Genomic DNA, 19,234 nt, shown 5'->3' with positions numbered 1-19,234 from the left:
AGGAACCCCTTGCACGCCGAATGGGACTACGCCCACACCGACTACGGCGCCCTGCCCGCCCGCCCGGCACCGGCGGGGCTCGCCGACACCGACGCCGAGTGGTACCAGCGCCTCGAACAGGCCCCCAGCGGAAGGCTGTTGCGCGACAATGCGATGCTCCGCTCGCTCTCCGCCGGCACCCCGATTCACCTCCTGCACCTGACCCGCGACCTGGCAGCCGTGCGAGCCAGCGGCCACCTGCTCGCCTCCACTGGCTGCCTGGTCGGCGCCGTCTACGGCTCCCCGCTCACCCCGGCACCCGGCGGCGCGCTGCGGCCCCACAATCTGGGCTCGTACCTGCTGGAGAGCCGAGGCAGGCTCGTGAGTCGGAGCAACAGCACACCACTGGTCATCGAGGTCACCCCCACCGGCCCGGCGCCGTTGAAAGGGCTCGACTACCTGCGTCTGGGCGGCATCCACCTGCGGGCCTACCAGCAGTGTCGCCACGTCCTCACCGCTGCCGAGGACACCCGGGTGCTGCGGTCCGTCGTGGACCGGGTTCGCGTCACGGCGCCGTTCCTCGACACCCTCCTGCGCAACGCGGGCGGCAACACGACACCAGACGTACCGTTCATCGATGCGCTCGCCGCCGCGATCCCGGTCTTCCCCTACCTCGGATACCTGTACTTCGAGACCGTCGCCGAGTACCTGATGCTCAACTCCACCAGCCGGGCCACCCGCGAGTACATCGACCGCGGGGAGCTGAACAACCGGCTCTACAAGGACCTCGCCCTCTCCGCAGTGGACGGCATGGGCACGCTCTTCGACCTCGGGCGGTTCCACCCGGACCACGCCCGGCTCCTCGACCTCGTCGCTCGCATCGAGCCCGGCCTGGTCGCCTCGGTCCCCGGCTACGTCCGCCGGCGCCTGTCCTACCTCTTCGCAGCCACGTCCCTCCCCCCTTGCCAGGACATTCGGGATTTCACGTTCCACGAGGCGGCCGACCTGGGCACGCTGGCCGAGACGGCGCCGCACCTCCTCGGCCAGCTGATCTTCCGGGAGATCCGGCTTCTCGACCGCTACCCACAGCTCTACCACTGCTTCGAGCAGGCCAAGGCCCTGGAAGCGTGGGCCTACTGGAACAAGGAGGGCATCTCGACGCCGTTCAACGGTGTCAGCCCCAAGGGGGAGATCGGAATCAACCCGGCCTACCCCAATGCCCGCTTCACGGTCTGGACGGCCGAGTCCTGTGCCCGGGGGCTTCTCCACCCGGTCGAGCAGGTCGCCGCCGTCCCGGTCCCTCGGCTCGTGCCTTGGCTGGTTGCTCCGCTACGCGACAGAACGGAGGAGGAACGGTGGATCAGCCGGTCCCTGGTTCCACTGCAAGCGGCCCCAGCTTGATCGTTCTACGCGGCAACTCGGCTTCCGGGAAGACCAGCACGGCCTGGCGCGTTCGATCCCTGTTCGGCGACGGGCTGGCGATCATCTCGCAGGACAGCGTCCGGATCAACGTCCTCGGGGAGCCCGACATCCGAGGCGGAGTAAATATCGAAATGATCGACGCCATGGCGAGGATCGCCCTCGGCCGGGGATACCACGTGCTCCTGGAAGGCGTCCTCGCGGCCGACCGGTACGGCGACATGCTCCACGGGCTGCACCGCGATCACCCGGGCCGCAGCAGCTTCTTCTACCTCGACATCCCGTGGGAGGAGACCCTGGCCAGGCACTCGACCCGGAAGAAGGCGCAGGAGTTCGGACCGGAGGAGATGCGCGAGTGGTACATACCGCACGACGTACTTGTCGATGTCGGTGAAGTCGTCATCGGTCCGGAGAACACCTTGGACGTCACGGCGTGGTTGCTCCTCGACACGGTGCTCACCTCCACGTAGCCGTCGCCGCCTGCGAGTTCTCCGGCTTCTGCCGGGGAGCCCAGGCCGGTCATCGTGACTTTCGACAACCGGCCGACCTGGGACAGCTGCTCCAAGAAGAGCAAGCAGCCCGTCCAACCTCGCCCGGCCCGCACCGCGCGGGTGCGGGCCCGGCCCGACAGAGCGGAGCCCAACCCCGTGGACAGCAAAACCTTCGGCCGTGTCACCGTCACCCTGCCCCGCCTGGACGAGCCCGGCCTGTACCTGTCCAACGTCACTTCCCTGGACTCCGCCCGGGGCATCGTCCAGGACTTCCAGTACGGCGACACCGAGCTGCGGGACCTGGACCTGACCGACACCAGCCTCATCACCGGCCGGGTCAGCGGGCTGCGGGCCGACCGCGTCCAGTTCGACAAGGTCCGCCTGGACTCCGTCGAGTTCGACACCTGTGACCTCGCCACCGCCCGCATCAGCGACAGCAAACTGTCCCGCGCCGTCTTCCGCAACTGCAAGATCATGGGAGCCAACCTCACCGGCCTGACCCTGGACAATGTGCTCTTCGAGAACTGCAAGCTCGACTACGCCGGCTTCGAGCAGGTCCGGGCCACCGGGCCGGTTGCTTTCTCCAAGTGCGTGCTGACTGAGGCTTCGTTCACCGGCTGCGACCTCGGCGGCACGGTCCTCGACGCCTGCGCGCTGCGGCTGGCCGAGTTCGGCCGAGGCAAGTACCAGGGCCTGGACCTGCGCGGCAACGACCTGACCTCGCTGCGGGGCGTCGCCAACCTCGCCAGGGTGATCATCGACCGGGCCCAGCAGGCCGAGCTTGCCGAGGCCCTGATCGCGGAACTGGACGTGACCTTCGGCGACACGCTCGACGAGCGCCGGTGACCCGAACCCCCGGCTTGAACCTCGCCATCGCCCACATCGACCCCGCCGCCCTCATCGAGCGGTGCGAGGTGAAGCTCCCGGACGGCCCGGCGCCGCCACTGGCCTCGCGGAGTGCTGCCGACGCTCGTTTGATCGGCACCGAACGACGGAGGGTCACGTGCTTGACCACCTCATCACTCACGACGACAGCCTGCGGATGGTCCCCACCGACCGGAACGAGCTGACCACCGCGGTCGGCCAACTCCACGAGGAACTGCGGGCCTTGCCCGAGGGGAGCGACCCCGCGCGCGCTCGGGTCCTGACCAGGTGGATCGGCATCGGCCAGATGTGCCTGGGCAACCACGAGGAGGCCCGTGCAACACTCCGGCGGTCGCTCGACCTCGCCGCAGCGATCGGCAACACCCGGGCCGTCGTCGCCACCGGGCTCAACCTCGGCGACGCGCACCGCTACGCCGGTGACGTGCGGACTGCGGCCGCGCTCTACCGCAGTGCCCTGAACACCGCGCGAAACCAGCACCCGGAACTGGTCGACTTCGCGCTTCAGCACACCGGAAAGCACCTCATGGAGCGCAGCGACCTCGCGGACGCCCAGGCCCATCTCCAAGAGGCGCTGCGGCTGCGGATCGCCAAGGAGGAGGCCGGGCTGGTCGAGTCCACGCAGGCCGCACTCGCCCGGGTTGGAGCTGCTGATCGGGCCGGTCCCCGGTAGGGCCGCCTCCGCTACGGCGTCGGCTCCGGCCTCGGCAGCGGGATCGGCTCCGTCGCCTTGAAGCGGGCCGAGTTCGGGTCGGCGAGGGCGGAGGGCGCCGCCTGCTCGGTCGCGGGAGCCGCCGCCGGCGCGGCCGCCGACCCGGCTGCCGCCGCCGAGGCCGCTGCTGCGGCCGCCGCAGCCGCCGCCGTTGGGGTCTCCTCCTTGACCTTGATCCCGGCCTGGTCGAAGGCCACCTTCACCCGCTGCCGCAGCGCCCGGGAGACGGCCGGCGCCTTGCCGGGGGCGGTGCGGGCCTCGACACGCACCGTCACCGAGTCCGCCGCGACCGACTCCACGCCCAGGATCGACACCGGCGCCCAGACCAGCTCGTCGTACGGCGCCTCCTTGGCCAGCTGCTCCGCGCTCTGCAGGATCAGCTCCTCGGCCCGCAGCAGGTCCTCCTTGGACCCGATCTGGATGTCCACCGAGGCCGTCGACCAGCCCTGGCTCATGTTGGCGATCCGCTTGACCTCACCGTTGCGGATGTACCAGATCTCGCCGTTCGCCCCGCGCAGCTTGGTCACCCGCAGGCCGACCTCCAGGACCGTGCCGTTGGCCACCCCGGTGTCGATCTCGTCGCCGACGCCGTACTGGTCCTCCATGATCATGAAGACCCCGGAGAGGAAGTCCGTGACCAGGTTGCGTGCGCCGAAACCGATCGCCACACCGGCCACACCGGCACTCGCCAGCAGCGGCGCCAGGTTCACCCCCATCGCGGAGAGCACCATCAGCGCCGCCGTGCCGAGGATCGTGAAGGAGGCCACGCTGCGCAGCACCGAGCCGATCGCCTCCGAGCGCTGCTGACGCCGCTCCGGGTTCACCACCCCGGTGTTGGCCAGCAGCCCGCCCAGCCGGCTCTCCTCCTGGTGGTCCGGGGTGCGCGCCATCCGCCCTATCAGCTGGGTGATCAGCTTGCGCACCATGGCCCGCAGCACCAGCGCCAGCACCACGATGAGGACGATCCGCAGGCCGGAGGCCAGCCAGCCCTGCCAGTGCGTGTCGAACCAGCTGGCGGCCTGCTTGGTGGTGTCCGAGACCTCCTGCGCGCTGGTCGGGATGCGCAGGTCCGGCAGCTGCGGCGCGGAGGGGCTGGGGCTCGGCGTCGTCGGGACGGAGGGCGTCGAGGACGCATCGGACAGACCGGTGGCGCCGGAGCGGAACACGGGCGGACCTTCCTTGCAGGGAGCGTGTCGGGCCCGCGCCGCCGCAAGCGGCCCACGGACCGTGCGCCTTAGCCTATCCGGCGCCGAACACCCGACCGGACACGCCGGGGTGACGGCCGTGACCGAGCGAGAAGCCTCCACAGGGCGTACACACAGCCCCGGACGCCCCGTCAACGCACCGGTGCGCTCCCCCGGAGTCCCGGCCCGGACCCGTCCCACCAGGGCCCGAACACTGCTCCGACCGGCCGATCGGTCCCCCGGGAGGGCCACCGCGCCGCCCCGCCCCCCGCCCGCCGGGGCGCCCGGGTGCAACCCGACCGTCCCCCGGGCATACCGGCTATGACGGAGAGCACACCCGGAGTTCACGGCAGGTCCGTTACACAGGAGTGGTGGCGCCGTACAACGGCGTAAGGCGACACTGGGGGAGATCGCGCACTCGTTGTGCGATCCAACCGCTCGTCCCGGCGCGAGCCACGCGCCGCAGGCGTCCAAGGAGGCATCCGTGCCGCATGTCCTGGTCCTCAACGCGTCCTACGAGCCACTCGGCGTCGTATCGATGCGCCGCGCACTCATCCTGGTCCTCAATCACAAGGCGGTCAGCCTGGAGGACTCGGAAGTCACTCTGCACAGCGCCACCAGCGCCCTTCCGGCGCCGTCCGTCGTCCGTCTGACCCGCTTCGTCCGGGTCCCGTTCTGCGGGCCCGTCCCGCTCACCCGCCGGGCGCTGTTCGCCCGCGACCACGGCCGCTGCGTCTACTGCGGGGCCGCCGCCACCAGCGTCGACCACGTCATCCCGCGCAGCCGGGGCGGCCAGCACCGGTGGGACAACGTGGTGGCAGCCTGCCGCCGCTGCAACCACACCAAGGCCGACCGCCACCTCACCGAACTCGGGTGGCGGATGAAGCGCCCACCCGCCCCGCCCAGCGGCCTCGCCTGGCGGATCATCGGCACCGGCATCAAGGACCCGCGCTGGCGCCCCTACCTGGAGCCGTACGGCGGTGCCGACCAGCTGCGGGCCCCGCAGTGGGGCGAGTACGAGCACCACGACCATACCGAGCCCAACCACTCGGTCCCGATCGGCCGGGCGCACGGCGCCCACTCCACCCCCGTCCGCCGCGGCGAGCAGCCCGAACCGCTCTCCGCCTGACCCGAGCGACACAAGGGCCCGCCCGTCTCACACCGTCGGTACGCGCCTCATGGGCCGCCGCGCCCCCCGCACCGGGGGCCGGCGGCCCGCCGCCGTTTTTCGGGGCCCGGCTCGCCGCCGGATGTCCCGCCGGGTGGGGTGTCCGGCCGGGCGCCCGTGCCGCTACTGCTTCGGCGCCGTCGCCGGGGGAGCCGTGGGCGCCGCCGTGGCGCCCGGAGCGCCGCCGGGCTGGGCGGGCGGCTGGCCGGCCGGGGGCTGGGGCTGGGCCGGCGGGGTCACCGCGTAGAGCTCGACGCCCCACAGCGAGTAGCCGTACTTGGTCGCCCGCGCCACGCCCTGGACCCGGACGAACCGGACGCCGGGCGCGTCGAACCGCACCGTCTCGTCGCCGCCCTTGCCGTTGTCCACCGTCGCCGCGTCGGTCCAGGAGTTCCCGTCCGCCGAGACCTGGATCCGGTACGAGGCGGCGTACGCGGCCTGCCAGTGCAGCACCGCCGCGCCCAGCCGGGTCGCCTGCGGCAGTTCCAGCCGCACCCAGGCGTCGTCCTTGGCCGGCGAGGACCAGCGGGTCTTCGGGTCGCCGTCGGTGACCGCCGAGGCCGGGAAGTTCGCCGTCTCGTCGCCCGAGGAGGTGGCCTTGGCGCCGAGTGCCAGGTCGGCCCCGCCGGTCGGCGGCACCACGTGCACCTGGAGCACCTGCTTGACGGTGGTGGTCCCGGCCACGAACTGCACCGGCACCTGGTACGTCCCGGACGGTGTCCCGGGGGCGGCGCTGACCAGCAGCGGCACGCCGACCCGGCCGCCGCGCGGCACGGTCACCGGGCCGGCGGACGCCACGGTCAGGCCCTTGGCGGTGGCCGGCACGTCGGCGCGCAGCTCGCCGGTGGTGCCCTCGGGGCGGCCGGCCTCCACGGTGGCCCGGGTCTGGACGGGCGCGGCCGCGCCGGTGACCACGTCCAGGGCCGGGTCGGAGAGGCTGAGCCGGGCCGCCGGGGCGTCCGCGTACCAGGGGATGACCTGGTTGACCACGGGCGGGTCGCCGCCGGGCTTCCAGGTCAGCCGGAACGCATCGGCCACCTGCCCGCCGGCGGGCAGCTCGTTGTAGCCGGGCTGGATGGTGCCGATGTCCGCCCAGGTGCCGTCGGCCCGCCGCACCGCGAGGGTGGCGGTGGCGCGCACACCGGGGTCGGTCAGCACGGTGAGCCGGTCCAGCGGACGGGCGGCGCCGAGTTCGACGGTGAGCGGTGCGTCCTGCGCGGTCGGCGCCTTGGCGGCCCGGTACGCGGTGTCGGGGTTGCCGTCCAGGACGGCCGCGGCGGAGGAGCCGGGCAGCGCGTCGGGCCCGCCGCTGACGCTCGCCGGGGCCTCGTCCGGGGCGGTGACGGTGAACTCGCGCACCGCGACGGCGGTCTTCTGCGCGGCGGTGGCGCGCAGCCGTACGGCCCGGACCACGGTGCCGGGCGGGAGCTGGGCGCTGATCGTCTTCTGGTTCCTGACGACGGCGAGCTGCTTCCAGCCGCCCTCGCCGGTGGAGTACTCCAGCACGCCGTCGCGGATGTAGTCGTCCACGGCGGTCTGGGCGTCCGGGCCGTCGCCCCAGCCGCCCATCAGCACGGTGACGTTGCCGACCGGGCGGCCCGCGCCGAGGTCCAGGCCGACCGCGTCGCCGGGCTGCGGGGGCGCGGAGCTCCAGTAGAACGTGTCGGCCAGGCCGTCGGCCATCAGGGCGGGCAGGTGGTCGTGCGCGGTGCCCATGGTGGTGGTCGGGGCGACCCCGCCGCCGCCCACGCCGGCCCAGTTGTCGGCGGCGCGGACAGCGCGTTCCAGGAACGGGCCGAGCACGCCGGGGCCGATGCTGGCCGGTGCCCGGTCGAGCTGTTCGCGCAACCGGTTGAGCTCGACCCGGGCCTTCCAGGCCGCGGTGCCGTCGCCGCCGTGCTGGGCCAGCAGCATGTCCAGGGCGGCCTGCCCGGCGAGCCCGTAGTCGCGCAGCGGGCCCAGCCAGGGCGCGGCCTCGCCGGCGAGCTGGGCGGTGGCGGGGGTGCCGGCCAGGGTCTGCTGGGCGGTGGCCATCGAGGCGAAGGCCTGCCGCAGCGGGGTGGCGGCCTCGATCAGCCGGCCCAGGTCGGGGGCCACGCCGGAGGTGGGTTCGGCGGCGGCCCAGAAGCGGTCGAGCAGCGGTGTCAGGTAGCCGGACTCCTGCTTGGACAGCGGCGAGGAGGTGCTGTTGCCGGCCAGCGCGGTGACGGCGGGCAGCGTGCTGCCGGCGGGCGTGGCGGCGGCGCCGGTGGGCCCGGCCAGCGAGCGGACGGCGGCCTGCCAGGACTCGTCCGGCTTGTACGCGGTCGGGTTCCAGGCGAAGTCGCCGGCCGTGGCGATGGCTATCCGGGAGGCGACCGGCTGCTGCATCGCACCGGTCAGCATGACGGCCGAGCGGGTGGCGACGCCCGGTTCGCGCCCGGTGTAGGCGCCGAGGAAGAGCCGGTCCGGGCTGGCGTCGTTGACCGGGTAGTTGTCCATGGTGACCAGCGGGTGCCCGTACAGGCCGGCGGTGTCGGCGGTCTGCGCGGCGGTGATCTTCTCCGGGATCACCCCGACCCCGCTCCAGGCCACCTGCGCGCCGTCCGGCAGCGCGGCGGCCAGCGCCTTGCGGTACGGCGTGGCGCCCTGCTGGTGGTACTCGGTGGGGACGACGGACAGCGGGGCCAGGCCCGGGTTCTTCGCGATCAGCCGGTCCTGCACCTTCTTGACCAGCTCGGCCTGCGCCTTGGCGGCCGCGGCGGGGCCGGTGCCGTACTCGTCGCGGTCGTCGTCGCAGTGCCACTCGTCGTAGCTGACGTCCAGGAACTGCAACTGGAAGGCGGTGAAGCCGAGTTGGCGCAGCCCGTCCAGCTTGGCGACCAGCGCGTCCACGTCCTTGGCGGAGCTGAAGCAGAGCGACTGCCCCGGGTCGATCGCGTAGCCGAGCGTGACGTGGTTGCGCCGGGCCCGGTCGCCCAGTTCGCGCAGCTCGCCGGCCTGGGCGGCCGGGTAGGGGGTGCGCCAGCCGGAGAGCCGGAACGGGTCGTCACCGGGGGCGTACAGGTAGAAGTTCTGCTTGGAGCGGCCGAGGAAGTCGACCTGCTCCAGCCGCTGCTGGGCGGTCCAGGGGGTGCCGTAGAACGCCTCCGCGGTGCCGCGCACCGGCGCGCCGGTCGGCCAGTCCCGCAGCGTGATCCCGGGCAGGCCGAGCCCGGCCGCCCCCGGCGCCTGCCCCTGCCCGGCGGGGACGGCGGCGAGCAGCTGGCGCAGGCTCTGTGCGGCGTAGAAGGTGCCGGTGGCGTCCACGCCGGACAGCACCACGGCGCCGTACGTCCCGCCGCCCTGGGCAGGCAGCTGACCGGCCGACAGCACGTAGCCGCCGACCGGCATGCCCGCCGTGGAGGGCCCGGTGCCGTCCTTGGTGCCGGCCGCTGCGGCCAGCTGCCGCAGCACCCGGTCCACCTCGCCGTCGGCACCCTCGGCGGGCCCGCCGACGTACACCACCAGCGAGCCGGCGGCCGGCGTCCCGCCGTCCGGCTTCGGCGTCACCTCGGTCGTCCCGGCGACCTTCAGCACCTCGCGGACGGCCAGCACCGCCCCGGGGTCCGCCTTGGGCGCCGCCACCAGCGTCACGGCCGCCGGCACGGTGACGGCCCGGCCGGCCACCGTCTGCTCCTGCGGGCGCGGGAACACCTGAGGATCGGTCACGCTGCCCAGCGGCGTCTGCGGCGCGGTGCTCACCACGTCCGGCCCCGGCTCCGCCGCGTACGCCGTCGGCAGTGGCCCGGCCAGCAACCCGCCGACCACCGCCGCGGCCGCGACCCCGGCCGCGATCTGCATCGCCCGCAGCCCCGGCCGCCCCGCCGCCCGCTCGGCCCGCTCCGCCCGCACCGACGCCAGCAGCGGCTCCGTGCCCTTGAGGTCCGCGATCAACCGGTCCGCCGCCCGCGGCGCCAACTGACGGCACGTCCGCGCCGTGGCCCGCCGCGCGGCCAGCGCCGCCGGGTGCTGCAGCACCTCCCGCAACGCCGCACTCTGCTCCAACTGCGACCGCAGCCGCCGCCCGGCCACAACGGACACTCGGGCTTGCACAGGAGCCTCCTCGCCAGGCCAGAACCACATCGCCGCCACCCCACCAGCTCCCCGACCCGGTGTCAACGCCGCCGACGGCTATGCCTCCCTTGCCCCGATTCCTCCCCTTACCACCCTCACCCCACAACCCAGCGGGCCCGCACCACCGGTCGGCGGCACGGGCCCTGGCGTCCCCTCAGGACATCGAGGTCAGGAACGCGGTGGAGCGGGCAGCGCAGCAGTCCGCAGCATCGGCATGCTCCACTGCTGGTAGGCCTCGTCCTTGCAGTCCGACAGCTGGAGCCGTGTCCCCCCGGCCGCCTGCCCGCCGGGCGGCAGACTGAAGCAACGGCCGGAGGCCGGGTGGTACAGCGCGTTGTTCGCGAGCGGGATCCACCGCTGTTCCGAGGTGCCGTAGCAGGTGCGGTACTCCAGCGGCGTACCGGCGGCCGTGCGGGCGTCCACCGGAGCGATGCACCCGCCCTTGACGCGGACGGTGCCGTCACTCCCGAGCGAGAGCTGCTGCGCGTCGCTCTCGTTGCAGCCCACCAGCAGGATCGGGTTGCCGTCGGCGGTACCGGCGTTGACGTCGTCCACGCACATGCCGGAGTCGGTGCCCGAGCGGATGGCCTGCATGCCGGTCAAGTGGTACCTGCCCGGGCAGAGCGATCCGGACCCGGTCAACGACTGGTTCAACAAGATCATCGTGCAGTCCGTCACCCAGGAGGACTCGGTCGCCGGCGGCCAGCCGGCGGTCGTCACCGACTACGAGTACCCCGGCGGCGCGGCCTGGCACCGCAACGACTCCGAGATGGCCGATCCCAAGACCCGCACCTGGGACCAGTTCCGCGGGTACGCGACGGTCATCACCCGCACCGGTAGCGGCAGCGGCGTCGAGGCCCCGCGCACCAAGTCGGTCGCGACGTTCCTGCGTGGCATGGACGGCGACGTCCTCGCGAACAAGAGCACCCGCCAGGTGTCCGTGAGCGACGTCCACGGCGGCACCATCAAGGACGAGAACGCGCTGGCCGGTTTCATCCGGGACTCCGCCACCTACAACGGTGAGAACGGCGAAGCCCTCTCCACCGTCGTCTCCGACCCGTGGCTCGGCCCCGTCACGGCTACCCGCGCCCAGTCCGGCGGCATGCCCGCGATCACCGCGAAGGCCGTCAACGTCCTCAAGGTCACCAACCGCGACAAGCTGGCCAACGGCTGGCGCACCCGCGAGCGCTCCACCAGCTACGACTCGACCCCCTTCGCCCGGCCGCTGACGGTCTACGACAACGGGGACACCGCCCACCCCGAGCAACTGCTCTGCACCTCCTTCGAGTACGCAACCGGCCCCGGCGGCGCCCCGACCCAGCTGGCCTCGCGCACACTGGTCCTCAAGGGCGCGTGCGGCCAGACCGCGACCAAGGACAACACGGTCGCCGACACCCGGGCCTACTTCGACGGCCTGGCGCTCGGCCAGTCCGGGGCGACGTCGGAGCAGACCTCGACCGAGGTCCTGGAGCGCTACGACGCGGCGGGCAAGCCGGTCTACCGGGCCACGGCCCGCGCGAGCTTCGACACCTACGGCCGCGTGATCAGCACCGTCGACCCGACCCGCACCGACGCCACCCACCCGACCGGCGCCGAGACCAGGACCGCCTACTCCCCGGCCACCGGTCAGCTGCCCACTCAGGTCACCCACACCAACCCGATGGGTTGGCAGACCGTCAGCACCCTCGACGTGGGACGCGGCTCGGCGCTCAAGATCCAGGACGAGAACGGCCGGGTCAGCGAGCAGGAGTTCGACTCCCTCGGTCGCGCCGTGGCCGGGTGGAGCCCCGGCCACGAGCGGAGCGCGTTCCCCGACCGCCCGAACCGCAAGTTCTCCTACTCCGTGAACGGCGTCAACGCGCCCTCGCTCGTCCTGAGCCAGGCGCTGATGGGCGACCTGGCGACGTACACCTCCAGCTTCACCATCTACGACGGCCTCGGCCGGGTCCGCCAGACCCAGGCCAGCACGCCCTCGGGCGCCACCGGCCGCATGATCACCGACTCGCTGTTCGACTCGCACGGCTGGCAGATCAAGACCAGCGCCGCCTACTACAACGACCAGGCGCAGCCCAGCGGTCAGCTCTTCCTGCCCAACGGCGGAGTCGAGCCGGACGGCAAGATCCCCTCCCAGACCGTCCAGACGTACGACGGCATGGGTCGGGTCACCGACTCGGCCTTCCTGTCCTACGGCGTCGAACAGTGGCGGACCCACACCGACTTCGTCGGCGCCGACGAGGTCCGCACCACCCCGCCGGCCGGCGGCTACGCCTCCGCGACCATCACCGATGCGCGCGGCAACACCGTCGCCCTGCGCCAGTACAAGAGCAACACCCCGACCGGCGCGTACGACGAGACCACCTACGGCTACACACCGGACGGCAAGGAGTCCTGGCGCAAGGACGCGGCCGGCAACCTCTGGGCGTACGAGTACGACCTGCTGGGCAGGCCGGTGAAGTCCACCGACCCGGACTCGGGCACGGGCACGACGGCGTACGACGACAGCAAGAACCTCGTCACCGTCGCGGACTCCCGCGGCAAGAGCGCCACCACCGTCACCGACCTGCTCGGCCGCACCGTCGCGGCCTACGAGGGCACGGCGGTCGACCCGGCCAAGAAGGTCGCCGCCTGGACCTACGACACACTCGTCAACGGCAAGCCCACGTCCTCGACCCGGTACGTCGGCGGGGTGGATGACGACCACGCCTACAAGTCGGAGATCACCGGCTACGACATCGGCTACCGCGAACTCGGCTCCAGGACCACCATCCCGGCATCCGAGGACAAGCTGCTCGCCGGCGTCTACCAGACCGACAACACCTACGACGCCGCAGGCCGCCTGGCCACCACGACGATGCCGGCGGTCGCCGGCCTGGCGCGGGAGAAGCTGACCTTCGCCACCGATGTCATGGGTCAGTTCGGGGGGCTCAGTAGCAGCATAGGCTTCGCCAGAACGACCTTCGTGGCCGATGTCCGCTATGACCCCTATGGCCGGCCGTACCGCACCACGGTGGGCGGCGCAGGCGCTCAGGTGGTCGCCACGATGCTGATCGACGACGCCACCGGCCGGGTCACGCGCTCGATCCTGGACAAGTCGACCGCCCCGACGGCTCACGTCGACTCCGTCGACTACACCTACAACCCGCTCGGCCAGGTCACCTCGGCCCGCGACGCCCAGGACGGCCAGGTCGCCGACCTGCAGTGCTTCACCCACGACTACCTCGGCCGACTCACCCAGGCCTGGACCGACACCGGCACCCAGACCACCAAGCCGCAGCCCAGCGTGCCCGGGGTGGGCGCGTGCGCCAACACCGACGGCCCGTCGGTGAGCGGCGGCGAGCCGAGCGTCGGCGGCCCGGCCCCGTACTGGCAGCAGTACGAGTACGACCTCATCGGCAACCGCACCAAGCTGGTCCAGAAGGACGTCAACGGCGACGCCGGCAAGGACGTCACCACCACCCAGACCTTCGGGTCCGGCCCCAACACCCCGTCCACCGACCCGAAGACGGGCGGCGGCACGGGCGGCCCGCACGCGCTGATGAGGTCCACCCAGAGCGGTCCGGCCGGCACCGCGGTGACCTCGTACACCTACGACGCCGCGGGCAACACCACCTCGATCACCGACACCCCGGGCACCAGGACACTCACCTGGAACGCCCAGGGCAAGCTCGACCAGATCACCGGCACCGGCCAGAGCGGCGCGACCAGCTACCTCTACGACGTGTCCGGCAACCAGCTGATCCGTCGTGACTCCGGCAAGACCACGCTCAACCTGGGTGCCGACCAGATCACCCTGGACACCACGAGTGGCACCAAGGCGGTCACCAACGTCCGCACCTACGCGGCGCCCAACGGCATGTCCATCACCCGCACCACCACCGCCGCCGGCAACTCCACACTCGCCTACCAGGCCGCGGACCCACACGGCACCAACGGAGTCCAGTTCGACGCCACGACCCTCGCCCACCTCCGCCGCCCCACCGACCCCTTCGGCAACGAGCGCGGCACCCAGCCGGCTGCGGGCGCCTGGGCCGGCGACAAGGGCTTCGTCGGCGGGACCAAGGAGAAGTCCACCGGCTTCACCCTCCTCGGCGCTCGCGAGTACGACCCCAAGACGGGCCGCTTCATCAGCCCCGACCCCATCACGGTGGCCGGCGACCCCCAGCAGTGGAACGCCTACGCGTACGCCAACAACAGCCCGATCAACAAGTCCGACGCCAACGGCCTGCGCCTCGACTGCAATCAAGCCTCCGAATGCATCGGCTGGTACTCGGATTCAAACGGTGTGACCACCGATGTGAAGCAGATCAGTCCCCGAGGGAACGATGATCCGCCCACGGCAGAGGTGCAGAACGCGCAGAACGCTGTCGACACCGCCAACAAGGCTCTCAATGAGGGCAAGCGCAAGCGCGACGAGCTCGTCCACAAGGTGGTCGACATCGTCGGTGATCTGATCGGCTTCAACGACGCCCGCGACTGCTTCACCAAGGGCGACGTGATGGCCTGCATCAACACCGCCCTCAACGTGGTGCCCTGGGGCAAGATCTTCAAGGCGATCAAGGTCGGCATCCAGGCCCTCAAGATCTACAAGGAGATCAACAAGGCCTACGACGTCATCCGGGCCGGCGAGCGGACAGCCAAGGAAGCCGAAGCCGCACTGGTCACCGCCAAGACGGCAGCGGCTGAAGCCCGTGCAGCCGAAAAGGCTGCAGCCAAGGCAGCAGAAGAAAAGGCGGCAAAAGAAACAGCAGCCGACGCGGCCGGCACAGAAGCCAAGGCAGCCAAGGCCGAGGCGGACGAACCCAGCCTCGCGAAGTGCAACAGCTTCCCCGCCGCGACCCTGGTGCTGATGGCCGACGGCAGCACCAAGCCCATCGGTGACGTCCGCGACGGCGACGTCGTCATGGCAACCGACCCGCAGACCGGCGAAACCCGCCCCGAGCTGGTCACCGCCACCATCACCACCCCCGACGACAAGGACTTCACCGACCTCACCCTCACCGACGACGCCAACCCCCGCGGCCCGCCCACCGCCGACCAGGCGAAGATCACCTCCACCTACCACCACCCCTACTGGAGCGAGACCCGCCAACAGTGGGTCGACGCCGGCGAACTCACCCCCGGCGAACACCTCCGCCACCCCGACGGCACCACCCGCACCATCCAATCCGTCCGCAACTACTCCGACGCCGTCACCACCCACAACCTCACCGTCAAACAGCTCCACACGTACTATGTGCTCGCGGGGGCCACGCCTGTCCTGGTGCATAACTGTGGAAATGCAAGTGCTGACGACCTTTATGCGGCAGCCACAGGAAATGCCAAGGGCCAGTTGACGCCCGCTGGCCGAGCCCTTCAGAAGCATGGAGATCCCAGCCCTGGAAATATCGCTAAGCGCGGACAGGCGCACGTTGATCGATACGACTTTGGCAAGGTGAATAATAGCCAGAGGTCCGAGATCGCTGATGAGATGATTCAGGAGATCCTCTCGCATCCGAATGCCACCGATACGCTCGATACATCGGCATCCGCCCATTATGGCGGCGTCACCCGAGATATCAAGATGCCTGGTGGCTGGGGTGCGCGGTGGAGCATGCGTGGCGGGAATCTCACCTTTGAAGGGTTCCTCTAATCGAGCCGAGAATTGGAGAGGTAAGGATGCACTACCAACGTGAGGACTTCCTGGTAGACGGGGCGCTGCGTGATCTCTGCATCCTTGACGCCAACGTTGAGGACTGGCAGCGGATTATCTCTTCGCTCTCATCTTCTGAATGGGAGGTGTCGTTCACTACGACCCTTTCAGAGGAGTCCCCGGGAGTTCTGGCCAACGCGAGGGAGCTGTTTGAAACACTTGCTATTGATGGGGAGGCTTCGGCCACATTGGCGATCCTTGTTGATGGCATATGGTTCACGTGCTACTTCTTTGACATGGAGGAGGTCGAGTTCACCTTCGATCCCGGGGACGTGTCGGACGAGACCTCTTTCCGGTCGGTAGAGAGATTCATGAAGTGGCTCGGCGATACTTGCGAAAGGCGAGTGATTATGACAATGGAAGGCACTGATCACCGTTCAATGCCTGCTCTTCTGGAGTACGCACCCGCTTAACACAGAAGCCCTTCCGGAGTTGGTTCCGGAAGGGCTTCGTGGCGTCTTGACGGCAGTAGTTGACGGCAACGTCAGCGGACGGGTGCTGCACAAAGTGGCGGGTCGTCGCCGTCGTCGGGATCGGTGGCGGCCTCGGGGGCTTGCCGAGCGTGCGGCTGAGGAGGTCAATGGCGTCACACTGGAGGCGGAGCCGGACATGGGCGTACACCGTCGCGGTGACGCCGATGTGGGCATGACCCAACTGCTCCTTGATGACGACGAGTTCGACGCCCTGTTCCAGGAGGAGGGTCGCGGTCGAGTGCCGCAGGTCGTGGGTGCGCCATGAGGCGCGGTGGTTCGAGTGGAGGTGAGAGACCTTTACCGCTGATCCCGTCGCAGCAGGGCGGTGGAGCTGAGGGGGCCGCATCCGGGTGACGCCGGGGAGGGTGGGAGCAGCCCTGACAAAGCCGGGACGGGCCGGTACTGCCAGAGGGTCCGGGTTCGGCGAGCGGGGCCGAGAAGGGTTCTCCCTTGTCTTGCCGCTGACGCCCTGATCCACCGCCCGCCGTCGTGTCGCGCAGCGTCGTCGGGTGGTTACCCGGGTAGGACTTGGGAGTCCTGACCGGGCGTAGCCGAGACATCGCAGGAGCCGCGAGTGGCCGCTTACCACGACAGTGACGGAGCCGAGCAGGTGCCGGCCCAGGATGCCCCGCCGCCGCCCGCCGAACTGCTGGCGCTGGCGCAGGCGTACGGGGTGGACACCCGGTACCCGGGGCCGGGCGGGCAGACGGTGGGGGCGCGGACGCTGGTGGCCGTGCTGGCCGCGCTGGGGGTGGCGGCCGGCACGCCGGAGGAGGTGCGGGAGGCGCTGGAGCGTCACCGCGCCTCTGTGCAGGGGAGGTTGCTGCCGCCCTGCGTGGTGGTGCGGCAGGGGCGGCGCACCGCGCTGGACGTCCCGGCGGACGCCCGGCTGCACGTGGAGCTGGAAGGCGGAGGGAGTTGGGAGCTGCCGTGCGGGCACTCGCACTGGCTGCCCGCCGACCTGCCGCTCGGCCGGCACGTCCTCAAGGCGGAGTCCAACGGCGCGAAGGCGGAAGCGGCGCTGATCGTCGCCCCGCAACGGCTGCCCCAACTCACCGGCCGCAGCTGGGGGTTCCTCGCCCAGCTGTACTCCGTTCTGTCCGACCGCTCCTGGGGCATGGGCGACCTCGGCGACCTCGCCGAGCTGGCCCAGTGGGCGGGCGCCGGCCTCGGCGCGGGCTTCGTGCAGATCAACCCGCTGCACCAGGGACTGCCGGGCACCCCCTCCGACCCGTCGCCCTACCGCCCTTCCTCCCGCCGCTACACCGACCCGGTGCACCTGCGGGTCGAGGCCGTCCCCGAGTACGCGTACCTGGACGGCAAGCGGCGCGACCAGGCCGAGGAGCTGACCCGCCGCGCCGCCCGGCTGCGCGAGGAGGTCCTCGGCCACGACGGCCTGATCGACCGCGACGCCGTCTGGGCGCTCAAGCGCGAGGCCCTGGAGCTGCTGCACGAGGTGCCGCGCGGGCCCGGCCGGCAGGCCGCGTACGAGGCGTTCCAGCGCCGCGAGGGCGAGTGGCTGCGCCGGCACGCGCTCTGGAACGCCCTGGCGGAGGTGCACGGCGCCGACTGGCACCACTGGCCGAAGGGTCTGCGTCACCCGGACGGCCCACACGCCGAACAGGCGGAGAAGGAGCACGCGGAACGCGTCGAGTTCCACCGCTGGCTCGCCTGGCAGGTCGACCAGCAGCTCGCCGCCGCCCAGCGGGCCGCCCGCGAGGCCGGCATGCCGGTCGGCCTGATCCACGACCTCGCCGTCGGCGCCCACCCGGACGGCGCCGACGCCTGGGCCCTGCAGGACGTGCTGGCCGGTGGCATCTCGGTCGGCGCTCCGCCGGACGCCTTCAACGCCCACGGCCAGGACTGGGGCCTGCCGCCCTGGCGCCCGGACGCCCTCGCCGAGGCCGGTTACGCCCCGTACGCGGAACTGCTGCGGGCGACGACGCGGCACGCCGGGGCCCTGCGCATCGACCACGTGATGGGCCTCTTCCGTCTCTGGTGGGTACCGGCGGGCCACCCGCCCACCGAGGGCGCCTACGTCCGTTACGACGCGGAGGCCATGCTCGGCGTCCTGGCCCTGGAGGCGCACCGCGCCGGGACGGCGGTGATCGGCGAGGACCTCGGCACGGTCGAGCCGGGCGTCCGGGAGGAGCTGGCGGCGCGCGGCGTGCTCGGTACGTCCGTGCTCTGGTTCGAGCGGGACTGGCAGGCCGACGGCGGCATCCTGGCCCCGGACGCCTGGCGCCCCGGCTGCCTGGCCACCCTCACCACCCACGATCTGCCGAGCACCGCGGCCCGGCTCTCCGGCGAGCACGTCGAGCTCCGCCACCGGCTCGGCCTGCTGGCCCGCCCACTGGGCGACGAGCAGGAGGAGGCGGCCGAGGAGCTGGCCGACTGGCGGTCCGAGCTGACCCGGCTGGGGCTGCTGCTGCCGGGCGAGCCGCTGTCGATGCCCGCGCTGTACGGCTTCCTGCGGGCGACCCCGGCGCAGCTGGTCGGCGTCTGGCTGCCGGACCTGGTCGGCGACCCGCGCCCGCAGAACCTGCCCGGCACCTGGGACCAGTACCCGAACTGGCGCCTCCCGGTCGCCGACGGCTCCGGCACCCCGATCACCCTCGACCGCCTCACCACCACCCCCACCGCCCCCCTCCTCGCCACCCTCCTCACCCCGCCCACCCGGCCGCACTGACCCCTACCCCGGGGGCCGCCCACCCCGGCGGCCCCGGGGCACCCTGCAGCGCCCCACAGCCCCCACCCCCACCAGGCGGACCCCGACGCGCGCCCTCCCATAAGCCCCGGGTAAGTTGGAAACGTGGACAAGAGGAACGCTTTGCGAGCCGGCGCGGTCTCCGCAACGGTCACGCTGATGATGCTGCTGTCGTCGCCCGCCATGGCCTTCACCAGGGACGACGGCGATGACCCCGGTACGTCCGGCCTGAGTGTCGGCCAGACCCTCGGCCTGTACGTGTTTCTCCCGCTCGTCGCCTTCGCGGTGATCGCCGGTCTGGCCGGCCTGCCGTACGGCAAGGGCAAGAAGAAGTAGGCCCGGCCCCGCACGCGCCAGGCTGCCCCCCGCACGCCGGCACGCGCCAGGCCGCGCGCGGCAGCCGCACGCCGCTCGCCGTCCGCCAGGACCCCGTAC

13 protein-coding genes are annotated in these 19,234 nt (G+C 71.7%); 9 read left to right on the top strand and 4 right to left on the bottom strand.

Annotated elements, in window-relative coordinates; genetic code table 11:
* The first annotated feature begins 9 nt into the window (after positions 1–9).
* From CRP52_RS08880 to CRP52_RS08865, 4 genes are all read left to right on the top strand, one after another.
* Entirely contained in the window at positions 10–1,380 is a 1,371-nt protein-coding gene (locus CRP52_RS08880) for a hypothetical protein (RefSeq protein ID WP_097235899.1), read from the top strand.
* Entirely contained in the window at positions 1,377–1,868 is a 492-nt protein-coding gene (locus CRP52_RS08875; RefSeq protein WP_257032371.1) for an AAA family ATPase, read from the top strand. The genes CRP52_RS08880 and CRP52_RS08875 overlap by 4 nt, the downstream gene beginning before the upstream one ends.
* 54 nt (positions 1,869–1,922) lie before the next feature.
* Positions 1,923–2,735 (top strand): pentapeptide repeat-containing protein, encoded by an 813-nt coding sequence (locus tag CRP52_RS08870; RefSeq protein ID WP_097235897.1) that lies wholly within the window; start codon positions 1,923–1,925, stop codon positions 2,733–2,735.
* Positions 2,736–2,892: 157 nt separating this feature from the next.
* On the top strand, positions 2,893–3,444 hold the full coding sequence (locus CRP52_RS08865) for a tetratricopeptide repeat protein (RefSeq protein ID WP_097235896.1): 552 nt from the start codon (positions 2,893–2,895) through the stop codon (positions 3,442–3,444).
* A gap of 11 nt (positions 3,445–3,455) precedes the next feature.
* On the opposite strand, the gene CRP52_RS08860 is transcribed toward CRP52_RS08865, so the two are convergent.
* Positions 3,456–4,649, bottom strand: a complete 1,194-nt coding sequence (locus tag CRP52_RS08860) for a mechanosensitive ion channel family protein (RefSeq protein ID WP_097235895.1) — start codon at positions 4,647–4,649, stop codon at positions 3,456–3,458.
* 502 nt (positions 4,650–5,151) lie between these two features.
* Here CRP52_RS08860 and CRP52_RS08855 point away from each other — a divergent pair.
* Entirely contained in the window at positions 5,152–5,796 is a 645-nt protein-coding gene (locus CRP52_RS08855) for an HNH endonuclease (protein ID WP_097235894.1), read from the top strand.
* Between the two features lie 162 nt (positions 5,797–5,958).
* On the opposite strand, the gene CRP52_RS08850 is transcribed toward CRP52_RS08855, so the two are convergent.
* Complete coding sequence (locus CRP52_RS08850; RefSeq protein WP_257032370.1) at positions 5,959–9,909, bottom strand: beta-N-acetylglucosaminidase domain-containing protein; 3,951 nt, start codon at positions 9,907–9,909, stop codon at positions 5,959–5,961.
* A gap of 189 nt (positions 9,910–10,098) precedes the next feature.
* Positions 10,099–10,524 (bottom strand): RICIN domain-containing protein, encoded by a 426-nt coding sequence (locus tag CRP52_RS08845; protein ID WP_257033033.1) that lies wholly within the window; start codon positions 10,522–10,524, stop codon positions 10,099–10,101.
* Between CRP52_RS08845 and CRP52_RS08840 the strand changes: the two genes are divergently transcribed.
* Both CRP52_RS08840 and CRP52_RS08835 read left to right on the top strand, forming a co-directional pair.
* On the top strand, positions 10,523–15,559 hold the full coding sequence (locus CRP52_RS08840; protein WP_143685695.1) for an RHS repeat-associated core domain-containing protein: 5,037 nt from the start codon (positions 10,523–10,525) through the stop codon (positions 15,557–15,559). The genes CRP52_RS08845 and CRP52_RS08840 overlap by 2 nt on opposite strands.
* Before the next feature lie 26 nt (positions 15,560–15,585).
* Positions 15,586–16,032, top strand: coding sequence for a hypothetical protein (locus CRP52_RS08835; protein ID WP_097235892.1), 447 nt, complete (start codon positions 15,586–15,588; stop codon positions 16,030–16,032).
* Here CRP52_RS08835 and CRP52_RS40775 read toward each other — a convergent pair.
* Positions 15,968–16,438 carry a tyrosine-type recombinase/integrase gene (locus CRP52_RS40775; RefSeq protein ID WP_373560470.1) on the bottom strand — a complete coding sequence of 157 codons (471 nt, stop codon included), beginning with the start codon at positions 16,436–16,438 and terminating at the stop codon, positions 15,968–15,970. The two genes, CRP52_RS08835 and CRP52_RS40775, sit on opposite strands and share 65 nt — an antisense overlap.
* A 264-nt stretch (positions 16,439–16,702) precedes the next feature.
* On the opposite strand from CRP52_RS40775, the gene malQ reads away from it, so the two are divergent.
* Complete coding sequence (gene malQ / locus CRP52_RS08825; protein ID WP_257033032.1) at positions 16,703–18,781, top strand: 4-alpha-glucanotransferase; 2,079 nt, start codon at positions 16,703–16,705, stop codon at positions 18,779–18,781.
* Positions 18,782–18,904: 123 nt separating this feature from the next.
* Positions 18,905–19,135: a hypothetical protein gene (locus CRP52_RS08820; protein ID WP_097235890.1), complete on the top strand. Its 231-nt coding sequence runs from the start codon at positions 18,905–18,907 to the stop codon at positions 19,133–19,135.
* Positions 19,136–19,234: the final 99 nt, after the last annotated feature.

Origin of the sequence: Streptomyces sp. 1331.2 (assembly GCF_900199205.1) — a bacterium.
GTDB lineage: Bacteria > Actinomycetota > Actinomycetes > Streptomycetales > Streptomycetaceae > Kitasatospora.
Note: the sequence above shows the minus strand (reverse complement) of the source record. Positions and strands in the feature narration are given on the sequence as shown.